Origin of the sequence: Acuticoccus sp. MNP-M23 (assembly GCF_031195445.1) — a bacterium.
GTDB lineage: Bacteria > Pseudomonadota > Alphaproteobacteria > Rhizobiales > Amorphaceae > Acuticoccus.
Map to the genome: position 1 here is coordinate 4,648,454 of NZ_CP133480.1, position 16,233 is coordinate 4,664,686.

14 protein-coding genes and 1 tRNA gene are annotated in these 16,233 nt (G+C 66.4%); 9 read left to right on the forward strand and 6 right to left on the reverse strand.

What is annotated here, in order from left to right; genetic code table 11:
- Window positions 1-90 precede the first annotated feature (90 nt).
- Genes RDV64_RS21370 through RDV64_RS21385 form a run of 4 tightly spaced genes read right to left on the reverse strand, consistent with a single transcriptional unit; the run spans window position 91 to window position 5,352 of the window.
- Window positions 91-684 (reverse strand): cysteine hydrolase, encoded by a 594-nt coding sequence (locus RDV64_RS21370; protein WP_309197000.1) that lies wholly within the window; start codon window positions 682-684, stop codon window positions 91-93.
- Window positions 681-2,738, reverse strand: a complete 2,058-nt coding sequence (locus RDV64_RS21375; RefSeq protein ID WP_309197001.1) for a hydantoinase/oxoprolinase family protein — start codon at window positions 2,736-2,738, stop codon at window positions 681-683. Before RDV64_RS21375 ends, RDV64_RS21370 begins: the two co-directional genes overlap by 4 nt.
- A complete protein-coding gene (locus tag RDV64_RS21380; protein ID WP_309197002.1) occupies window positions 2,735-4,465 on the reverse strand; it encodes a hydantoinase B/oxoprolinase family protein in 1,731 nt (576 codons plus the stop codon). The genes RDV64_RS21375 and RDV64_RS21380 overlap by 4 nt, the downstream gene beginning before the upstream one ends.
- On the reverse strand, window positions 4,462-5,352 hold the full coding sequence (locus tag RDV64_RS21385; RefSeq protein WP_309197003.1) for an isocitrate lyase/PEP mutase family protein: 891 nt from the start codon (window positions 5,350-5,352) through the stop codon (window positions 4,462-4,464). The genes RDV64_RS21380 and RDV64_RS21385 overlap by 4 nt, the downstream gene beginning before the upstream one ends.
- 449 nt (window positions 5,353-5,801) lie before the next feature.
- Here RDV64_RS21385 and RDV64_RS21390 point away from each other — a divergent pair, with 449 nt between their 5' ends.
- The 3 genes from RDV64_RS21390 to leuD are packed head-to-tail and all read left to right on the forward strand — an operon-like array spanning window position 5,802 to window position 8,910.
- Window positions 5,802-6,800 (forward strand): NAD(P)-dependent oxidoreductase, encoded by a 999-nt coding sequence (locus RDV64_RS21390; RefSeq protein ID WP_309197004.1) that lies wholly within the window; start codon window positions 5,802-5,804, stop codon window positions 6,798-6,800.
- Between the two features lie 59 nt (window positions 6,801-6,859).
- Window positions 6,860-8,284: a 3-isopropylmalate dehydratase large subunit gene (gene leuC / locus RDV64_RS21395; RefSeq protein ID WP_309197005.1), complete on the forward strand. Its 1,425-nt coding sequence runs from the start codon at window positions 6,860-6,862 to the stop codon at window positions 8,282-8,284.
- The gene (leuD, locus tag RDV64_RS21400) at window positions 8,281-8,910 is read left to right on the forward strand and encodes a 3-isopropylmalate dehydratase small subunit (protein WP_309197006.1); all 630 of its coding nucleotides are present in this window, start codon (window positions 8,281-8,283) and stop codon (window positions 8,908-8,910) included. Before leuC ends, leuD begins: the two co-directional genes overlap by 4 nt.
- A gap of 100 nt (window positions 8,911-9,010) precedes the next feature.
- On the opposite strand, the gene RDV64_RS21405 is transcribed toward leuD, so the two are convergent.
- Window positions 9,011-9,085 (reverse strand) — tRNA-Glu (locus RDV64_RS21405).
- 307 nt (window positions 9,086-9,392) lie between these two features.
- On the opposite strand from RDV64_RS21405, the gene RDV64_RS21410 reads away from it, so the two are divergent.
- From RDV64_RS21410 to RDV64_RS21430, 5 genes are read left to right on the forward strand one after another with little or no spacing between them, the layout of a single operon-like run.
- A complete protein-coding gene (locus tag RDV64_RS21410) occupies window positions 9,393-10,220 on the forward strand; it encodes an NAD(P)-dependent oxidoreductase (RefSeq protein WP_309197007.1) in 828 nt (275 codons plus the stop codon).
- Window positions 10,217-10,834: a LysE family translocator gene (locus RDV64_RS21415; protein WP_309197008.1), complete on the forward strand. Its 618-nt coding sequence runs from the start codon at window positions 10,217-10,219 to the stop codon at window positions 10,832-10,834. The genes RDV64_RS21410 and RDV64_RS21415 overlap by 4 nt, the downstream gene beginning before the upstream one ends.
- A 6-nt stretch (window positions 10,835-10,840) precedes the next feature.
- Window positions 10,841-11,809 carry an aldose epimerase family protein gene (locus RDV64_RS21420; RefSeq protein WP_309197009.1) on the forward strand — a complete coding sequence of 323 codons (969 nt, stop codon included), beginning with the start codon at window positions 10,841-10,843 and terminating at the stop codon, window positions 11,807-11,809.
- A 57-nt stretch (window positions 11,810-11,866) separates the two neighbouring features.
- Entirely contained in the window at window positions 11,867-13,306 is a 1,440-nt protein-coding gene (locus RDV64_RS21425) for an aldehyde dehydrogenase family protein (RefSeq protein WP_309197010.1), read from the forward strand.
- Window positions 13,306-14,064, forward strand: coding sequence for a fumarylacetoacetate hydrolase family protein (locus tag RDV64_RS21430; RefSeq protein WP_309197011.1), 759 nt, complete (start codon window positions 13,306-13,308; stop codon window positions 14,062-14,064). Before RDV64_RS21425 ends, RDV64_RS21430 begins: the two co-directional genes overlap by 1 nt.
- 16 nt (window positions 14,065-14,080) lie before the next feature.
- On the opposite strand, the gene RDV64_RS21435 is transcribed toward RDV64_RS21430, so the two are convergent.
- Window positions 14,081-14,908, reverse strand: coding sequence for an RNA methyltransferase (locus tag RDV64_RS21435; RefSeq protein WP_375143779.1), 828 nt, complete (start codon window positions 14,906-14,908; stop codon window positions 14,081-14,083).
- Window positions 14,909-14,973: 65 nt separating this feature from the next.
- Between RDV64_RS21435 and RDV64_RS21440 the strand changes: the two genes are divergently transcribed.
- The gene (locus RDV64_RS21440) at window positions 14,974-16,197 is read left to right on the forward strand and encodes an NADP-dependent isocitrate dehydrogenase (protein ID WP_309197013.1); all 1,224 of its coding nucleotides are present in this window, start codon (window positions 14,974-14,976) and stop codon (window positions 16,195-16,197) included.
- Window positions 16,198-16,233 lie beyond the last annotated feature (36 nt).

Genomic DNA, 16,233 nt, shown 5'->3' on the forward strand with positions numbered 1-16,233 from the left:
TCGCAGCGTGCCGGCGCCTTCAAGGGCGGGAGACCGCGCGGGTGATGGCGGCATCCAGGATCATCGCGTTGCCCTGGTCCACATCGGCGCTCACCCCGCTTCGATCTCCGCACTGATTTCGGCGATGGACGCGACGCGCCCCACCGGCCGCAGCGCATCCACTGCAGTGCGGTGGGTTTCCACCGAGAAGGCGCCGCAGCCGTCTTCCAGCAAGATGGCGTCGAACTCGCGAACGTGCGCTTCGCGGAACGTGGTCGCGACGCCGCCGTTGGTGACGATGCCGCAGACCAGAAGCCGCGTGATGTCGTTCTTGCGCAAAACCCAGTCGAGCCGGGTCATGTAGAATGCGTTGTAGGCGATCTTCTCGACCGCAAAGTCCGCCGGCCCCAGTTCGTCGACCAGCTGGTTGCCCCACGAGCCGGGCGCAAAGTCGCCGCTTGCCAGAAAGGGCCGCAGTTTCTTGAGGTGCGGGGCGATCATCGGCTCGCCGCCGCGCCCCGGCACCAGCGTGAACTGGGTGGAGACCACAACGCCGCCCTTTTGCCGCACAAGGTCGGCCAGCGGCTTAACCCGTCCCGGCAGCGCGGCAATTTCGGGCGAGGCCTGACCGGCGCGGCCATAGGCTCCGTCCGGATGCACGAAATCATTCTGCAGGTCGACGATCAGGAGTGCAGTGTCTCTCATTTCGGCTCCATGATGAGGTTGCCAAATTTGTCGATCCGCGCCGAAAGGTCGGGATCGACGACGGTTGTGGCGTCCGGCTGTTCCAAAATGGCAGGGCCTTCGATCCGGCTGCCGACAGGGAGGTCGAGCCGGGCGTAGATGGCGGTGTCGTGCCACGCGCCGTCGAACCACACCGGACGGGTGCCGATCTGCGCGGCCTCCACGGTGCCGGTGGCGGTGGGCGCAAGCGCTGCAAGGTCGAACCGGGGGCGCACGCCGATGGCGGTGGTTCTGAGGTTGACGATGCGCATGGGCACACCCGGCAGAAGACGGCTGAAGCTTGCCTGATACGCTGCCTCGAACGCCGCCTTCACCATGTCTTCGGTGACGCAAACCGGGCCACCGTCGTAAGCGGCATCAATGGGAACGGCGAGCGTATGGGTCTGTCCGACATAGTGCATGTCGAGCTCGAAGACGGTGTCGATCCGCTCCATGGCAAGGCGCGCGTCTTTCACCACCGCGTGCGCGCTGGCAGCTTCGCTGGCCATGCGCGCGCCCAGCGCCGCGGCATCGAGGCCCAGCGCCTGCATGTTGAGCGTCTGCACCTGATCGTGCCGGATATCGGCAATGATGCACCCCAGCGCGGACGTGACACCCGGATAGCGCGGCACCAGCGCCGCCTTGAGGCCGACCTCCTTGATCATCGCGCCTGCATGAAGCGCCCCGCCCCCGCCAAACGGCACCGCGGCAAAGCGGGAGGGTTCGTGGCCCCGCTCCACCGACATCAGGCGGATGGCGCCGGCCATCTTCGAGTCCGCAATCTTCACGATGGCTTCGGCAGCTTCCATCACCGACAGGCCGAGCTTTTGCGCAACGTGGGTGTCGATGGCCACCTTCGCCGCTTCCACGTCGAGCCGCTTCAGCGCGCCGCCGATGGGCTTGTCCGCGTTGATCCGGCCGAGCACCACGTTGGCATCGGTGAGGGTCGGCCTGTCATTTCCGGCGCCGTAGCAGACCGGCCCGGGCACGGAGCCTGCGCTCTCCGGCCCCACTTCGAGGAGGCCGCCGGCATCCACATGGGCGATGGAGCCGCCGCCCGCGCCGATGGTGTTGATCTCGATCATCGGATTGCGGATGACGAGGCCGAAGTCGATCGTGGTCTGTGCGCTGAGTGCGGTCTTGCCGGCCACGATCAGCGAACAGTCGAACGAGGTGCCGCCAAGGTCGCCGGTGACGACATCCGGAAAGCCCGCGGCCTCGGCAATGGCGGCTGCCGCAATCACGCCGGCGGCGGGGCCGGACAGCGCCGTGCGCGCCGGAATCCGTCGCGCCATGGCGGTGGACATCACCCCGCCGTTGGACTGGACGATGTGAAACCGGCCGTCAAAATTCTGGCTGGCCAGCGCCGCTTCCAGCTTGGCGAGATAGTTGCCCACAACGGGCTGAAGATAGGCGTTGAGCGTGGCGGTCGACGTACGCTCGAACTCGCGGATCTCGGGGAGGATTGCAGAGGAGCAGCCCACATGCTCGTTGGGCCAGACGTCGCGGGCAGCCTCCAGCGCGGCGTCCTCGTTGGCGGGGTTGGCGTAGGCGTTGATGAACACGATCACCAGCGCCTCGGCACCCTTGTCCCGCAGCGTTTCGGCCGCATCGCGCACGGCGGCAACGTCGACCGCGGTGCGGATCTCGCCGCTTGCCAACGTCCGTTCGCTCACCTCAAGGCGCATGTCCCGCGGGACGACGGGCATGAAATCGCCGCTGAGACCCCAGGTGGACTTGCGGTCCCTGCGGCGCATTTCCAGCACATCGCGAAAGCCTGCCGTGGTGATGATGCCGACCCGCGCGCCCTTGCGCTCCAGAAGCGCGTTGGTCCCCACCGTCGTGCCGTGCACCACGGACGCGAGATCCGCCACAGCACCGAAACTCTGAAGGCCTGCCAGAAATCCGGCCGCCTCGTCGCCGCGGTTGGAGGGAACCTTTGCGGTGCGGAAGGTGCGCGTGGTCTCGTCAAAATGAAAAAGGTCGGTGAAGGTGCCGCCGACATCGACGCCAACGGTGGTGTTCGGGTCGCTCACGCGTTCTGCCCTTTCCGCAAGGTGGCCGTCGCCGCCGCATCCACCGCCCCGCCGGCAAGCGCGACGCCGTAAGTCTCCCGCGCGGTCTCGGCCGAGACGAAGCCGAGCGCCACGTCGCGCGCCACGGCGTCCGGATCGCGCGCCAGGGGGTTGCCCCAGCCGCCACCGCCCGGTGTTTCGAGCCGGACGCGGCCGCCGCGCGCAACCTCGACGCCGGTGACCTTCGAGACCATCGGCGGCGTGCCCTCACCGGCGGTACTCGCCCAGGAGAACCGGTTCTTGGCAGCCTCGGTGCCGCCCGCGACGCCGAAGGGAGCCGCCTTGCCGCGCTCGCCCAGAAGCGAAACTTCCGCGTCCGTCAGCACCTCGACCTCGTAAATCGCGCCGACGCCGCCGCGGTGGGTGCCGGCGCCCGCAGAATCCGGCCGCAGCGCCCACTGGGAGAACAACACCGGATAGGCGGCTTCCAGAATTTCCACGGGCGGGATGGTGGCGGTGGAGATAGGGTTGTTGGCGTGGTTGAGCCCGTCGGACTGCGGGCTGCCGCCAAGGCCGCCGCCGAAGAAGGAGAACATTACCCAGCGGGAGCCATCGTCCCGGTGCCCGGCCAGGGACAGCGCGTTGATGGTGCCGAACGGACCGCCCAGCGCACGCGCGGGGTCGGCCTGCGCGACGGCGCCGAACACCACGCCGATCAGCCGCAGGATCGTTTCGGTATAGCCTGCCACCGGCTTGGGCGGCCCTGCGCCCAGAAGCGAGCCGTCGGTGATGATGAAATCAATGGGGCGAAGGCAACCGGCGTTGGCGGGCACATCGGTAAAGATGTGCTTCAGCGCCACGTAGCAGGCCGCAATGGTGGTGGAGCGGGAAATGTTGATCGGCCCGCGCGCAGGGCCGGAGGAGCGGGAGAAATCCAGCGTCATCCGGTCGCCTGCGACCGTCGCGTCCAGCGCCACGGTGAGCATGTCGTCGGTGATGCCGTCATTGTCGAGCACATCCTCGAACGCGTAGGTGCCGTCCGGAATTGCGGTGATGGCGGCGCGCATCAGCGCTTCGGCACGGTCGGAAAACGCGTCGAAGGCGGCGGTCAGCGTTGGCGTTCCGTAGTCGTCCAGAAGGCCGTTCAGGCGCTTTTCGCCAAGGTCCAGCGCGTTGAGCTGGGCGTTGAGGTCGCCCCAGTTGGACATGGGAACGCGGGCGTTGGCCTCCAGAATGCCGATGATGTCGTCATTCAGCTTGCCGCCCGCAATCAGCTTGACCGGCGGAATGCGCACGCCTTCCTGAAAACTCTCCGTGGCCTTGGGGTTGTAGCCGCCGGGGACGTTGCCGCCGATATCGAGCCAGTGCCCCACCGAGGCCATCCAGCAGAAAAGGGCGCCATCGCGGAAGATCGGCCGCACGAGCCGAAAGTCGTTGAGGTGGGTGCCGGCATCGTAAGGGTCGTTGAAAACGAAGGTATCGCCGGGCTCGAGGCCGCCTTCCCGCTCGACCTTGGCAATGACGGCGCGCACGGCAAACGCCATGGCGCCGACGAAGATCGGCAAGCCGCCGGAGCCCTGCACCAGCGTGTCGCCGGTCTCAGGGTGGTAGATGCCGTGGCAGGCATCCTTGGCTTCGGCAATGGTGGGGTTGAAGGCGGAGCGGTAGAGCGTCGCGTCCATCTCGTCGACGATCTGCTCCAGCCGCCCCTTGAGAACCGCGAGCGTGACGGGGTTGAGCGGGCTCACGCGCCTTCCTCCCCGGCCGGCTCAGTCCTCGGCGCCTGATAGCGTTCGCCGAGCGCAATCATCTCGGGCGTGCCGATCAGCTCGTTCAGCCCGTTGAAGTCGAACATCCGGTCGCGGAACGGGGCGTTGGTGCGGTTCTGGTGCAGCGAGGCGTAATAATCGCGCGCGGTGCGGGCCATCGCGCGGACGATCCCGCCGGGAAAGATCACGATGCGAAAACCGAGCGCGGCGAGATTGTCGACATTGTCGTTGGGGGTCATCCCGCCTTCCACCATGTTCGCGATCAGCGGGCGCACCGGGGCCATTCTGGCGGCCACCGCAGCAAGATCCTCGCGCGATGCGGGGGCCTCGATGAAGAGAACATCGGCGCCGGCTTCCGCGTAGGCCTCGGCCCGGTCGATGGTGGCGGCCATTCCCTCCACCGCCAGAGCGTCGGAGCGGGCGACGATCAGCGTGTCTTCGCTGGCGCGCGCATCGGCGGCAGCCTTGATCTTGCCCACCATCTCTGCGGACGGGACGATGGACTTGTCGCGCAGGTGGCCGCAGCGTTTGGGAAAGGTCTGGTCCTCGAACTGGAGCGCGTTAGCGCCGGCCCGCTCGAACAGGCGCATGGTGCGCTGAACGTTGAGCGCATTGCCGTAGCCGGTATCGGCATCGACGATGAACGGCGTCTCCACCCGGTCGCGCACCTGCGCAATCACCTCGGCCACCTCGTTCATGGAGACGAGGCCGATGTCCGGCCGGCCAAGGCGCGTGTAGGCGATGTTGGCGCCGGAGAGGTACAGCATCTCGAAGCCGGTTGCCGCCGCGATGGAGGCGGTCAGCGGATCGCTGATCCCGGGTGCGAGGATCGGCCGGTCCTCGCGGATTCGCGCACGCAAATTCATGGAAAAATTCCTGTGTGTTGCGGCGGCGCCGAGCGCGTCAGGCCGGCGCTGCGCTTCTGCCTGCGGCATGGGGCTGGCCGTGCCGCGCTTGCTGCGCGCGTGCCATTGAAATGACCTGCGGTTCCAACCACTGTGCCGCAGGATTTGCGACGCGGGGCTGTCCCGGCCCGGGGCGCTTCATGCTGTATTCCGTCCGCCGAACGGCGCAGGCTTGGCGGCTGTGACAGGTCAATTCTCAAGCAGGTTCTCCGGCCGGGGCCAACCAGGCGGCATACGGTTAATGCAAGAACCTGTATCAAACGAGTGACAGGCTGGGTCAACCGCTCTATGCTTCGTCAGCATCTTTTCGCGCATGGGCGCACCATATCCGGCGCCCTTCCACCACAACGGACCACGGTCCAGCGGCCCGCCTCGCTCGCTGCCGGTTCTCGCCGTAAGGAACCTCGACGTTGACCCTCCTTGTGACAGGCGCCGGCGGTTTCGTCGGCCTCAACATTCTGGAAGCTGCCCTGAGCGCGGGGCAGACCGTGTGCGCGCTCAGTGACCGGCCGCTGTTCGCCCCTGCGCTGAAGGCATTTCAGAACCTTCCCGGTACGCTGGACGTGGTGACAGCCGACGTGCGCAACCAGAAGGCACTCACAGACGCCTTCGCCCGGCACGACGTGGCGCAGGTGATCCACGCCGCTGCCATCACGCTGGGGCCCGCGAGCACGCTGGCGCCGGCCGAAACGGTGATCGACGTGAACGTGGTCGGCACACAGAACGTGATGGATGCCGCCCGCGCCGCCGGTGTTTCGCGGTTCATCTATCCAAGCTCCGTGGCGGTTTACGGCCTGGCCCCGTTCAGGGCGCCGGTGACGGAGGAGACGCCGCCGGAGCCTGCCGGCCTCTACGGCTTCACCAAACTGGCCTGCGAGCGACTGGTGATGGCTGCACAGCGCAAGCACGGGCTGGATGTTGCCATCGGCCGGATTGTCGCGGTGTTCGGCCCCTGGGAGCACGATACCGGGGTGCGCGAGACGCTGAGCGCGCCGTTCCAGCTGGCCGGCCGTGCGCTGGACGGCCTTCCCGCCGGAATGCCGGAAGGCGGCGCGCGGGACTGGACGTCGAGCCGCGATGTCGCCCGCGCCCTTCTGACCCTTGCCACGGCGAGCGACCTGCCGCGCACGGTCTACAACATCAGCGCCAGCGAGATCTGGCATCCCCGCCTTCTGGCGGACGCGCTGTCGGAACGCACCGGCCAGCCGATCGACACGGCGCTGAAAGGCGGAACCTCGGACATCGCCTTCAACGACAACGTGGACGCGGTGCGCAACCCGGTGAGCGGCACGGCCCTCAGGGACGATTTCGGGTTTTCGTTCATGCCCGCAAGAGAAGCCGTCGCCGACTATGCAGATTGGGTCCTAAAATCAGGCCGTGCGGCTCTCGGTGCCCCAGCGGCCGGGTGAGCGCCGCAGCCGCCGGGCAGACGGCGGCACACAATAGCGGCGAACCGGGGGGAGCGCGGGTGCAGCAACGAACGCTTTTCGACAAGGTCTGGGATGCCCACGTCGTCACCACGCGTGAAGACGGGGCGAGCCTTTTGTGGATCGACCGCCATTTCGTGCACGAGGGATCGCACCACGCCTTCGCGCGGCTGAAGGAGCGCGGCGATCCTGTCGCCCGGCCGGACCTCACCTTCGGCGTTGCCGACCATTATGTGCCCACCGCCACCCGCAACCTGGCCAACGCCTCCCCCCAGGTGGCGGGCATGGTGGACAAGCTGAGCGCCAACACAGCCACGAGCAAGATCACCCTCTTCGGCCTCGACGACCGGCGGCAGGGAATTGTGCACGTCGTCGGCCCCGAGCAGGGCCTCACCCTCCCCGGCCTCACAATGGTCTGCGGTGACAGCCACACCTCCACCCACGGTGCGTTCGGCGCGCTGGCCTTCGGCATCGGCGCATCCGAAGTGGCACACGTCCTGACCACGCAGACGCTGTGGCAGAAGCGCCTGAAGACAATGCGCATCCGCGTCGACGGCAAGATGGCGCCCGGCACCAGCGCCAAGGATCTGGCGTTGACGATCATTGCCACCATCGGCGCCGATGGCGGCCGCGGTCACGCGCTGGAATATGCCGGAAGCACGGTTGCGGCGCTTTCCATGGAAGGCCGCCTCACCTTGTGCAACCTCTCCATCGAGAGCGGCGCGCGTTGCGGAATGGTGGCACCGGATGCAACCACCCTTGCCTACCTGAAGGGCCTCCCGTTTGCGCCGGAAGGCGCAGCCTTCGACGCCGCCAGCGCGGAGTGGCTCGCCCTTGCCACAGACGATGGCGCCGCCTTCGACAGCGAAATCGTGCTGGATGCGGCCGATATCGTCCCCGTGGTCACGTGGGGCGTCAGCCCGGAGGATGCGCTGCCTGTCACCGGCTCCGTTCCCGTGCCGGACCGGCTCGGCGACACCGGCCGCGCCAACCATGCGCGCGAGGCAATCGACTACATGGGTCTCACCGCCGGCCAGCCACTGACGGACATTGCGGTGGACCGCGTCTTCATCGGTTCTTGCACCAACAGCAGGATCGAGGATCTGCGCGCGGCGGCTGCCGTTCTTGCAGGCCGCAAGGCGCGCGTTCCGGGCATCGTCTCGCCGGGCTCCACCCCGGTGAAGCGGCAGGCAGAGGAAGAGGGTCTCGCTGCAATCTTCACCGAGGCGGGGCTAACCTGGGTGGAGTCGGGTTGCTCTATGTGTGTCGGCATGAATGGCGACATCGTGGCACCCGGCGAGCGCTGCGCCTCCACCACCAACCGCAACTTCAAGGGCCGGCAGGGGCCGGGTTCGCGCACGCACCTGATGTCCCCGGCCATGGTGGCCGCAGCGGCCGTGACCGGACACCTCACCGACGTTCGCCCGATGCTGGCCGGCCGCACCACCGCCGGACCTGCCGCATGACGCCGTTCACCACACTCACCGCAACGGCCTGCCCGCTGCCCTATTCGAGCATCGACACCGACCAGCTCATTCCCGCACGGTTCATGAGCCGCACGCGCGCCGAGGGTTACGGCCCCGTGCTGCTGCACGACGTCCGGCGCGATGGCGACGGCAATCTCGACCCCGCCTTCCCCCTCAACGATCCGGCACGAGCGGACGCTGCCATTGTGGTCGCCCGCCGCAATTTCGGCTGCGGCTCTTCGCGAGAAGCTGCCGTGTATGCGCTGGCCGATGGCGGCATCCGCGCGGTCATTGCGCCGAGCTTTGGCGACATCTTCGCCTCCAATGCCGTCAACAACGGCCTTCTTCCCGCCGTGGTGAGCGAGGATGTGGCGGAGACGCTGCTCACCCACATCGAAGGCGGCGCGAGGGCGATGACGGTGGATCTTGAAGCGCGCACCATCACGGCAGGAAACGAGGTTCACCCCTTCCAGGTCGACCCGATCTGGCGCACCAAGCTTCTCAACGGATGGGACGATCTCGACCTGACGCTCCAGCACCGGGACGCGATTGCCGCCTTCGCCAGCGCCGACACAACGGCGCGCCCATGGGCAAAGCCGCGCATTGGCAACCGTAGCGAAGGATGAAAGTGAACGGGCAAGCCGAAACGGTGTGGCCGAACCTGCAATGCTGCCGGGCAGCTATCAATGCCGGGGGATGCGCGGCTCCCCGAGAAGAGCCGCAGCGTGGTACGCCCTAGGGGAATCGAACCCCTGTTTCCGCCGTGAGAGGGCAGCGTCCTGACCGCTAGACGAAGGGCGCATCGCGGTGCGAGGGGATGACATAGTGGTTTTGCGCCTGCGCGCCAAGGCCTAATTTCGCGTTTTGCCCATCCCCGGCAGTGAGGCTCCAAGGCGCCCGCATTGGCGATCCGCGAGCATCCCGGCGCGCATTCCGGGCCGTGTGGAATCTCGCCTGCCCGGTGGCCGAGGGCGTTGGGGCGTGACCGCTCCTGGCTGTCATCGGCGGACCGCCCCCCGCTTGCTGCAGAAATCAGACGCCGGGGCGTTTGCAGCGGCGCTGGGAGTGGCATAGTCCTCAGCAAACAAAGTTGGGCGGGAGAGAAGCGTTGAAGACCATTGTTCTGACCGGGGCATCCGGCGGCGTTGCAGGCATGATCCGGCCGCTGCTGCGCACCAATTACAAGCTCCGCCTCTCCGACCGTGGCGCCGCTCCCGCGGACCTTGGCCCCAACGAGGAATGGCATCAGGCCGACCTGACCGACGCTGGCGCCATGGCCGCGCTGGTGGACGGTGCCGATGGCGTCATCCATCTCGGCGGACAGTCCGTCGAGGCGGACTGGGAGACTGTGGCGCGGCCCAATATCGACGGCCTCTACAATATTCTGACCGCCTGCCACGAGAAGGGCGTCAACCGCTTCATCTTCGCGTCGTCCAACCACGCCATGGGCTTCTACCCCCGCCGGCGCCGGGTGGGGATCGACCAGGCCGTCCGGCCGGACGGCCTTTACGGTGTGTCCAAGGCGTTCGGCGAAGCGATCTGCTCGCTGTTTGCCGACAAGCACGGCATGCGCTGCATGTCGATCCGCATCGGCAATGTGGGCACTGCCCCGCTGGACATTCGCCGCCTGTCCATCTGGCTGCACCCCGAGGACCTCGTCCAGCTCATCGAAATCGGCCTTGAACATCCCGAAATCCACCACGCCATCGTCTACGGCGCCTCCCACAACGAGCGCACGTGGTGGGACAACACGTCCGCCCACTCGCTTGGCTACGAGCCGAAGCACAACGCCGAAGACCACCGCGACCACGCGCTGGCCGAACAGGCGAAGATCCCGGCAGAACCCGTGGGCGACCTTTTCCAGGGCGGCACGTTCACCGGCGACGGTTTCGACGGCGACCTCGACCGCACCCTGAACGCCCGCCCGATCCGATGACCGTCACCGCCGCCGTTCTTGCGGTTTTCATCCCCGCAGCCATGCTGGTTGCGGCAACACCCGGCGCCAACAATCTGTTGTCGCTGATGCACGGCCTCAAGGCCGGGTGTCGGCGCACCATGCTCAGCCTGTTCGGCCGAATGGCGGCGTTCGCGCTTCTGCTGATTGCCGTCGCCACCGGGCTTGGCGCGCTGCTCGCAGCGTCGGAGGTCGCATTTCGCATCGTGAAATGGGTTGGCGTTGCGTACCTTGCCTACCTCGGCTTCAGGATGTGGCGGGCGCCGGCGGCCGAAATTGCCGCCGAAGACCTCGCGCCGGCAAAGCTTCTGCGCAAGGAGTTTACGGTTGCGATCACCAACCCCAAGGCGATCCTCCTGTTCACCGCCTTCATCCCCCAGTTCGTCGACACGTCAGAGGCGGCGGCCGGGCAGCTTTACACCCTCGGCGCGATCTACCTCGTGATCGAGTTTGCCATGGCCTCGCTTTACGCTTTCGCCGGGTCGCAGCTGCGGCGCGCGGATGCCGTCGCCCGGCGGGGCCGTCTTTTCAACCGCATCGGCGGCGGGATGATGATGGGCGCCTCCGCCCTCCTCGCCACCGCCCGCAAAGGCTGATTTTTCATGAAAACCTTCGGCACCATCGGCGGCAAGCCGGTCTACGAGGCAACGCTGACCGATGGCGACGTTGCCATCAGCGTTCTGTCCCACGGCGCCACCATGCGCGACTGGCGCGTGCCCGATGCCACCGGCAAGACGCAGTCGGTGATTCTCGGCTTTGACGACATCGGCCCCTACACCGACAACAAGCGGTCGTTCGGCATTCTGGCGGGGCGGATCGCCAATCGTGTGCGCGATGGCCGGTTCACAATGGACGGCACCACCTACCAGCTCGACCAGAACCAGAACGGCAACCACCTTCATGGCGGCAGCGACGGCATCGGCCGCCAGCACTGGACCATGGAGGAAGACGGCAAGAGCGTGCGCCTGACGCTGAAAAGTCCCGACGGTGCCATGGGTTATCCCGGCAACGTCGACTTCACCTACGTCATTTCGCTGGATGGCCACACGGTGACGTTCGACATCACCGCCGTGCCGGACCGGCCGACGCCCATTGCGCCCGCAGAGCACAATTATTACCGCCTCGGCGCGCCGCTCGCCGAACACGTGATGACAATTCCAGCCGGCCACACCACAGCCGTGGATGACGGTCTGATCCCCACCGGCGAACTTGCCCCGGTGGACGGCACCCCGCTCGACTTCCGCCAGCCCAAGAAGATCGGCGACCAGAAAATCGACGACAATTTCTGCCTGGATGGCGCGCCCGCCTGCCGGCTGGAGACCGACGCCTACGTCCTGACGATGACGACCGACCGGCCGGGGCTACAGGTTTTTTCCGGCTTCACGCTGCCGCAATTTGAGACGGCGGGGCATGACGGAATTGTTTACGGCCCGTTCGCCGGCGTTGCGCTGGAGGCGCAAAACTACCCCGATACGGTGAACAATCCGAGCTTCGGCAACATCATCGCGACGCCTGACAAACCCTACCGGCAGACCACCAGCGTCACGATTGTTCCGGCCGCCACGCGTTGAATAACAAGGGGCGACGGTCTAGGTGCTAGGGCAACTGGAATTAGTCTGGAGAATTAAATGGACCTTCACCAAAATCTCATCGGCGGCGAGTGGACCGAAGGGCCCGACGCTTCGGACAACATCAACCCGTCCAACACCGACGATGTGGTCGGCCGCTACACCAAGGCAGACGCAGCGCAGACGCTGAAGGCCATTGAAGCGGCCAAGGCCGCGTCCCACGCCTGGGCCCGCTCCAACCCGTCGCAGCGCCACGCGGTCCTCTCCGCTGCGGCCAAAGAGATCTTCGCCCGCAAGGAAGAGCTTGGCGACCTTCTGGCCCGCGAAGAAGGCAAGACGCTGGCCGAAGGCATCGGCGAAGCCGGCCGCGCCGGGCAGATCTTCGACTTCTTCGCCGGCGAGACCATGCGCCTTGCAGGCGACACGCTCCCCTCGATCCGCCCCGGTGTCGAGATCGACATCACGCGCGAGCCGATGGGCGTCGTCGGCATCATCACGCCGTGGAACTTCCCCATCGCCATTCCGGCGTGGAAGATTGCGCCGGCGCTCTGCTACGGCAACACCGTCGTCTTCAAGCCGGCCGACCTCGTTCCGGGCTGCGCCTGGGCCATCGCCGACATCCTGAAGCGCGCCGGCCTGCCGGACGGTGTCCTCAACCTCGTCATGGGCCGCGGTTCGGTCGTCGGCGAAGCGATGCTGGACAGCAAGGACATTGACGCGATCTCCTTCACCGGCTCGGTTGCCACCGGCAAGCACGTGGCGGCCAAGTGCGCCGAGCACATGCGCAAGTGCCAGCTTGAGATGGGCGGCAAGAACCCCCTCATCGTGCTCGACGATGCCAACCTCGACATCGCGGTCGACTGCGCCGTCAACGGTGCATACTTCTCCACCGGCCAGCGTTGCACCGCCTCCTCGCGCCTGATCGTGACCGAAGGCATTCACGACAAGTTCGTGGCCGCAACCATCGAGAAGCTGAAGTCGCTCTCCATCGATGACGCGCGCAAGAAGGGCACGCACATCGGCCCCGTGGTCGACCAGAAGCAGCTCGAAACCGATCTCAAATACATCGACATCGGCAAGAACGAGGACAACGCCAACCTCGCCTGGGGTGGTGACATCCTCAACCGCGAGACGCCGGGCTTCTACCTCCAGCCGGCGCTGTTCACCGAGACGACGAATTCCATGCGGATCAACCGCGAAGAAATCTTCGGCCCGGTCGCGACCGTGCTGAAGGCGAAGGACTATGACGAGGCGCTGGCCCTTGCCAACGACACCCCGTTCGGTCTGTCGTCGGGCATCTGCACCACTAGCCTCAAATATGCGTCCGACTTCAAGCGCAATGCCGAGGCCGGCATGGTGATGGTGAACCTCGCCACCGCAGGCGTCGATCCGCACGTGCCGTTCGGTGGCCGCAAGGGCTCCTCCTACGGCCCGCGCGAACAGGGCCGGTACGCGGCGGAGTTCTACACCACCGTCAAGACCGCCTACACGCTGCCGTGATGGTGGATGCCGAACGCCTTTCCGCGGCGTTTCGCGGCGAGGGGCGGCTCGAGGCTCTCGAGTCCCCGCCCCAGACCGTGGACGCTGCCTATGCGTTGCAGGACGCCGTGCGCGAGGCGATCGGCAAGCCCATTGTCGGCTGGAAGGTGGCGCAGACCACGGCCAGGGCGCAGGCCGCAGCCGGGATCGAAGCGCCCACGGTCGCCCCTCTTCTGGAGGGGATGATCGTGCCCGCCGACACCGTGTTTCCCTCCGGCCGTTTCTATCGGCCGGAGGTGGAGGCGGAAATTGCGCTGGAACTGCGCCGCGCAATTACCGCCCCGCTTTCCGGCGGCGATCTTGTGGACCGGCTCGCCGGTGTCCGCCTTGCCATCGAGGTGGCCGACAGCCGCTATACGGACAAGCCGTCCATGGGCGCGAAGGCCGTGATTGCGGACATGAACTCCTGCGGTGCGCTTGTGGTCGGCCCGTTGCTGGACCTCGGCGAATTTTCCGGCGCCGCCGAAGGCGACGTCCTGATGCGCCTTGGCGATGGCACCACCGTCCCGGCCCTTCCGGCCGACATGCGCCCCAAGCCCATCGAAGTCCTGGAATTTCTGGTGCGCTTCGTCATCGACCGCGGGCACACCCTGCCCGCCGGCTGCATCATCACGACAGGCACGCACACGGCACCCACCGTGTCCGGCCCCGGCGTCATCACCGCCGACTTCAGAACGACAGGCAAGGTCAACGCGCGCCTCTCCGCAGCGCACGGCTGACAGCGCCGGCTGCCGCTCAGTCTTCCGGCGGCAGCTTCGGCTTGGACGCCTCCCGCTTGGCGGCGGCATCCCGCTTGCCGGTGCCTGCGGGCGTCGTTCGGTCCAGATGCGCCAGCACGCCGCGCATCGTGCGAACCTGCTGACGGTCCCAATTGGCATCGGACAGGACGAGCCGCAGGTTGCGCGACAGCTTGTCGGCCAGATTTTCGGGCCGGAAATAGCCTTTCGGCTTCAGCATCGCCACCAGATGCTCCCACAGGCCCGCAATATCCTCGCGCGTGGCCGGCGGATGCTGCGGCGGCGGGCTCGGCGCCACCCCATGCACCGCGCGGCGCCACTCATAGCTCATCAGCAAGACGGATTGAGCAATGTTGAGCGATGCGAACGCCGGATCCACCGGGAACGTCACGATGATGTTGGCGCGGGCCACCTCGTCATTTTCCAGCCCCCATTTCTCACGGCCGAACAGGATACCCGTCGCGTTGCCGGCGGCCGCCACCTGGCACAGTTCGGCCAGACCGTCCGCGGGGCCTTCCACGCGCTTGGTAATGTCCCGCCCCCGGCGCGTGGTCGCGATGACGAAATTGAGGTCGGCGATCGCATCGTCGAGCGTGTCGAACACCTGCGCATTGTCGATGACATGGCTGGCGCCTGCGGAGGCTGCGCCGGCGCGCTCGTTCGGCCAGCCGTCCCGCGGGGTGACGAGACGCAGGTCGGTCACGCCGAAATTGGCCATCGCTCTGGCGGCTGTGCCGATATTCTCGCCAAGCTGGGGTGAGGCCAGAATGATCGCCGGCGGGGCCACGCCTGTGGACGTCACAACTTTATCAGCGTCCCCGGTCATGCTAAGCCGTGCCGAGCACGCGGCATCCGCCGCGAGACGATTATTTCCGAACGTAAGGTCCTGGTATGGCGAAGATCAAGGTGGCGAACCCCGTCGTTGAACTCGACGGGGATGAGATGACCCGCATTATTTGGGCATATATCAAAGATAAACTGATCCACCCGTACCTCGATATCGATCTGGAATACTACGACCTTGGCATGGAGCACCGGGATGCCACGGACGATCAGGTGACCGTCGATGCGGCCAACGCGATCAAGCGCCACGGTGTCGGCGTCAAGTGCGCGACCATTACCCCGGACGAAGCCCGGGTGGAAGAATTCGGCCTCAAGAAGATGTACCGTTCCCCCAACGGAACGATCCGCAACATCCTTGGCGGCGTGATTTTCCGCGAGCCGATCATCTGCAAGAACGTGCCGCGGCTGGTGCCGGGCTGGACCAAGCCGATCATCATCGGGCGCCACGCCTTCGGCGACCAGTACCGCGCGACCGACTTTGTGGTCCCCGGCCCCGGCAAGCTCACCCTCACCTTCCAGCCCGAAGGCGGCGAGCCCGAAGTCCACGACGTGTACGACTACAAGGAATCCGGCGTTGCGATGGCGATGTACAACATCGACCCGTCGATCCGCGATTTCGCCCGCGCCTCGCTGAACTACGGCCTCCTGCGCGGCTACCCGGTCTACATGTCCACCAAGAACACGATCATGAAAGCCTATGACGGCCGCTTCAAGGACATCTTCCAGGAGATCTACGAGAAGGAATTCAAGGCCGAGTTCGAAAAGAAGGGCCTCACCTACGAGCACCGCCTGATCGACGACATGGTCGCCTCCGCCATGAAGTGGTCCGGCGGCTACGTCTGGGCCTGCAAGAACTACGACGGCGACGTCCAGTCCGACACGGTGGCCCAGGGCTTCGGTTCGCTCGGCCTGATGACCTCCGTGCTGATGACGCCGGACGGCGACACGGTGGAAGCGGAAGCCGCCCACGGCACCGTCACACGCCACTACCGCCAGCACGAGCGCGGCGAGCAGACCTCCACCAACTCCACCGCCTCGATCTTCGCGTGGTCCCGCGGCCTCGCCCACCGCGCCAAGCTCGACGACAATGACGCGCTGATGGAGTTTGCCCGCACCCTCGAGACCGCCACGGTCGGCGCCATCGAGAGCGGCCACATGACCAAGGATCTCGCGCTCCTCGTCGGCGCCGACCAGAAGTGGGAATCGACCACCGGCTTCCTCGACAGCGTTGCGGCCCGGCTGGAGAAGGAGATGGGCATCTCCGCCAGCTAGGCGATTTGCGGCCTCAGGGCCAGCATCCCGGCGATG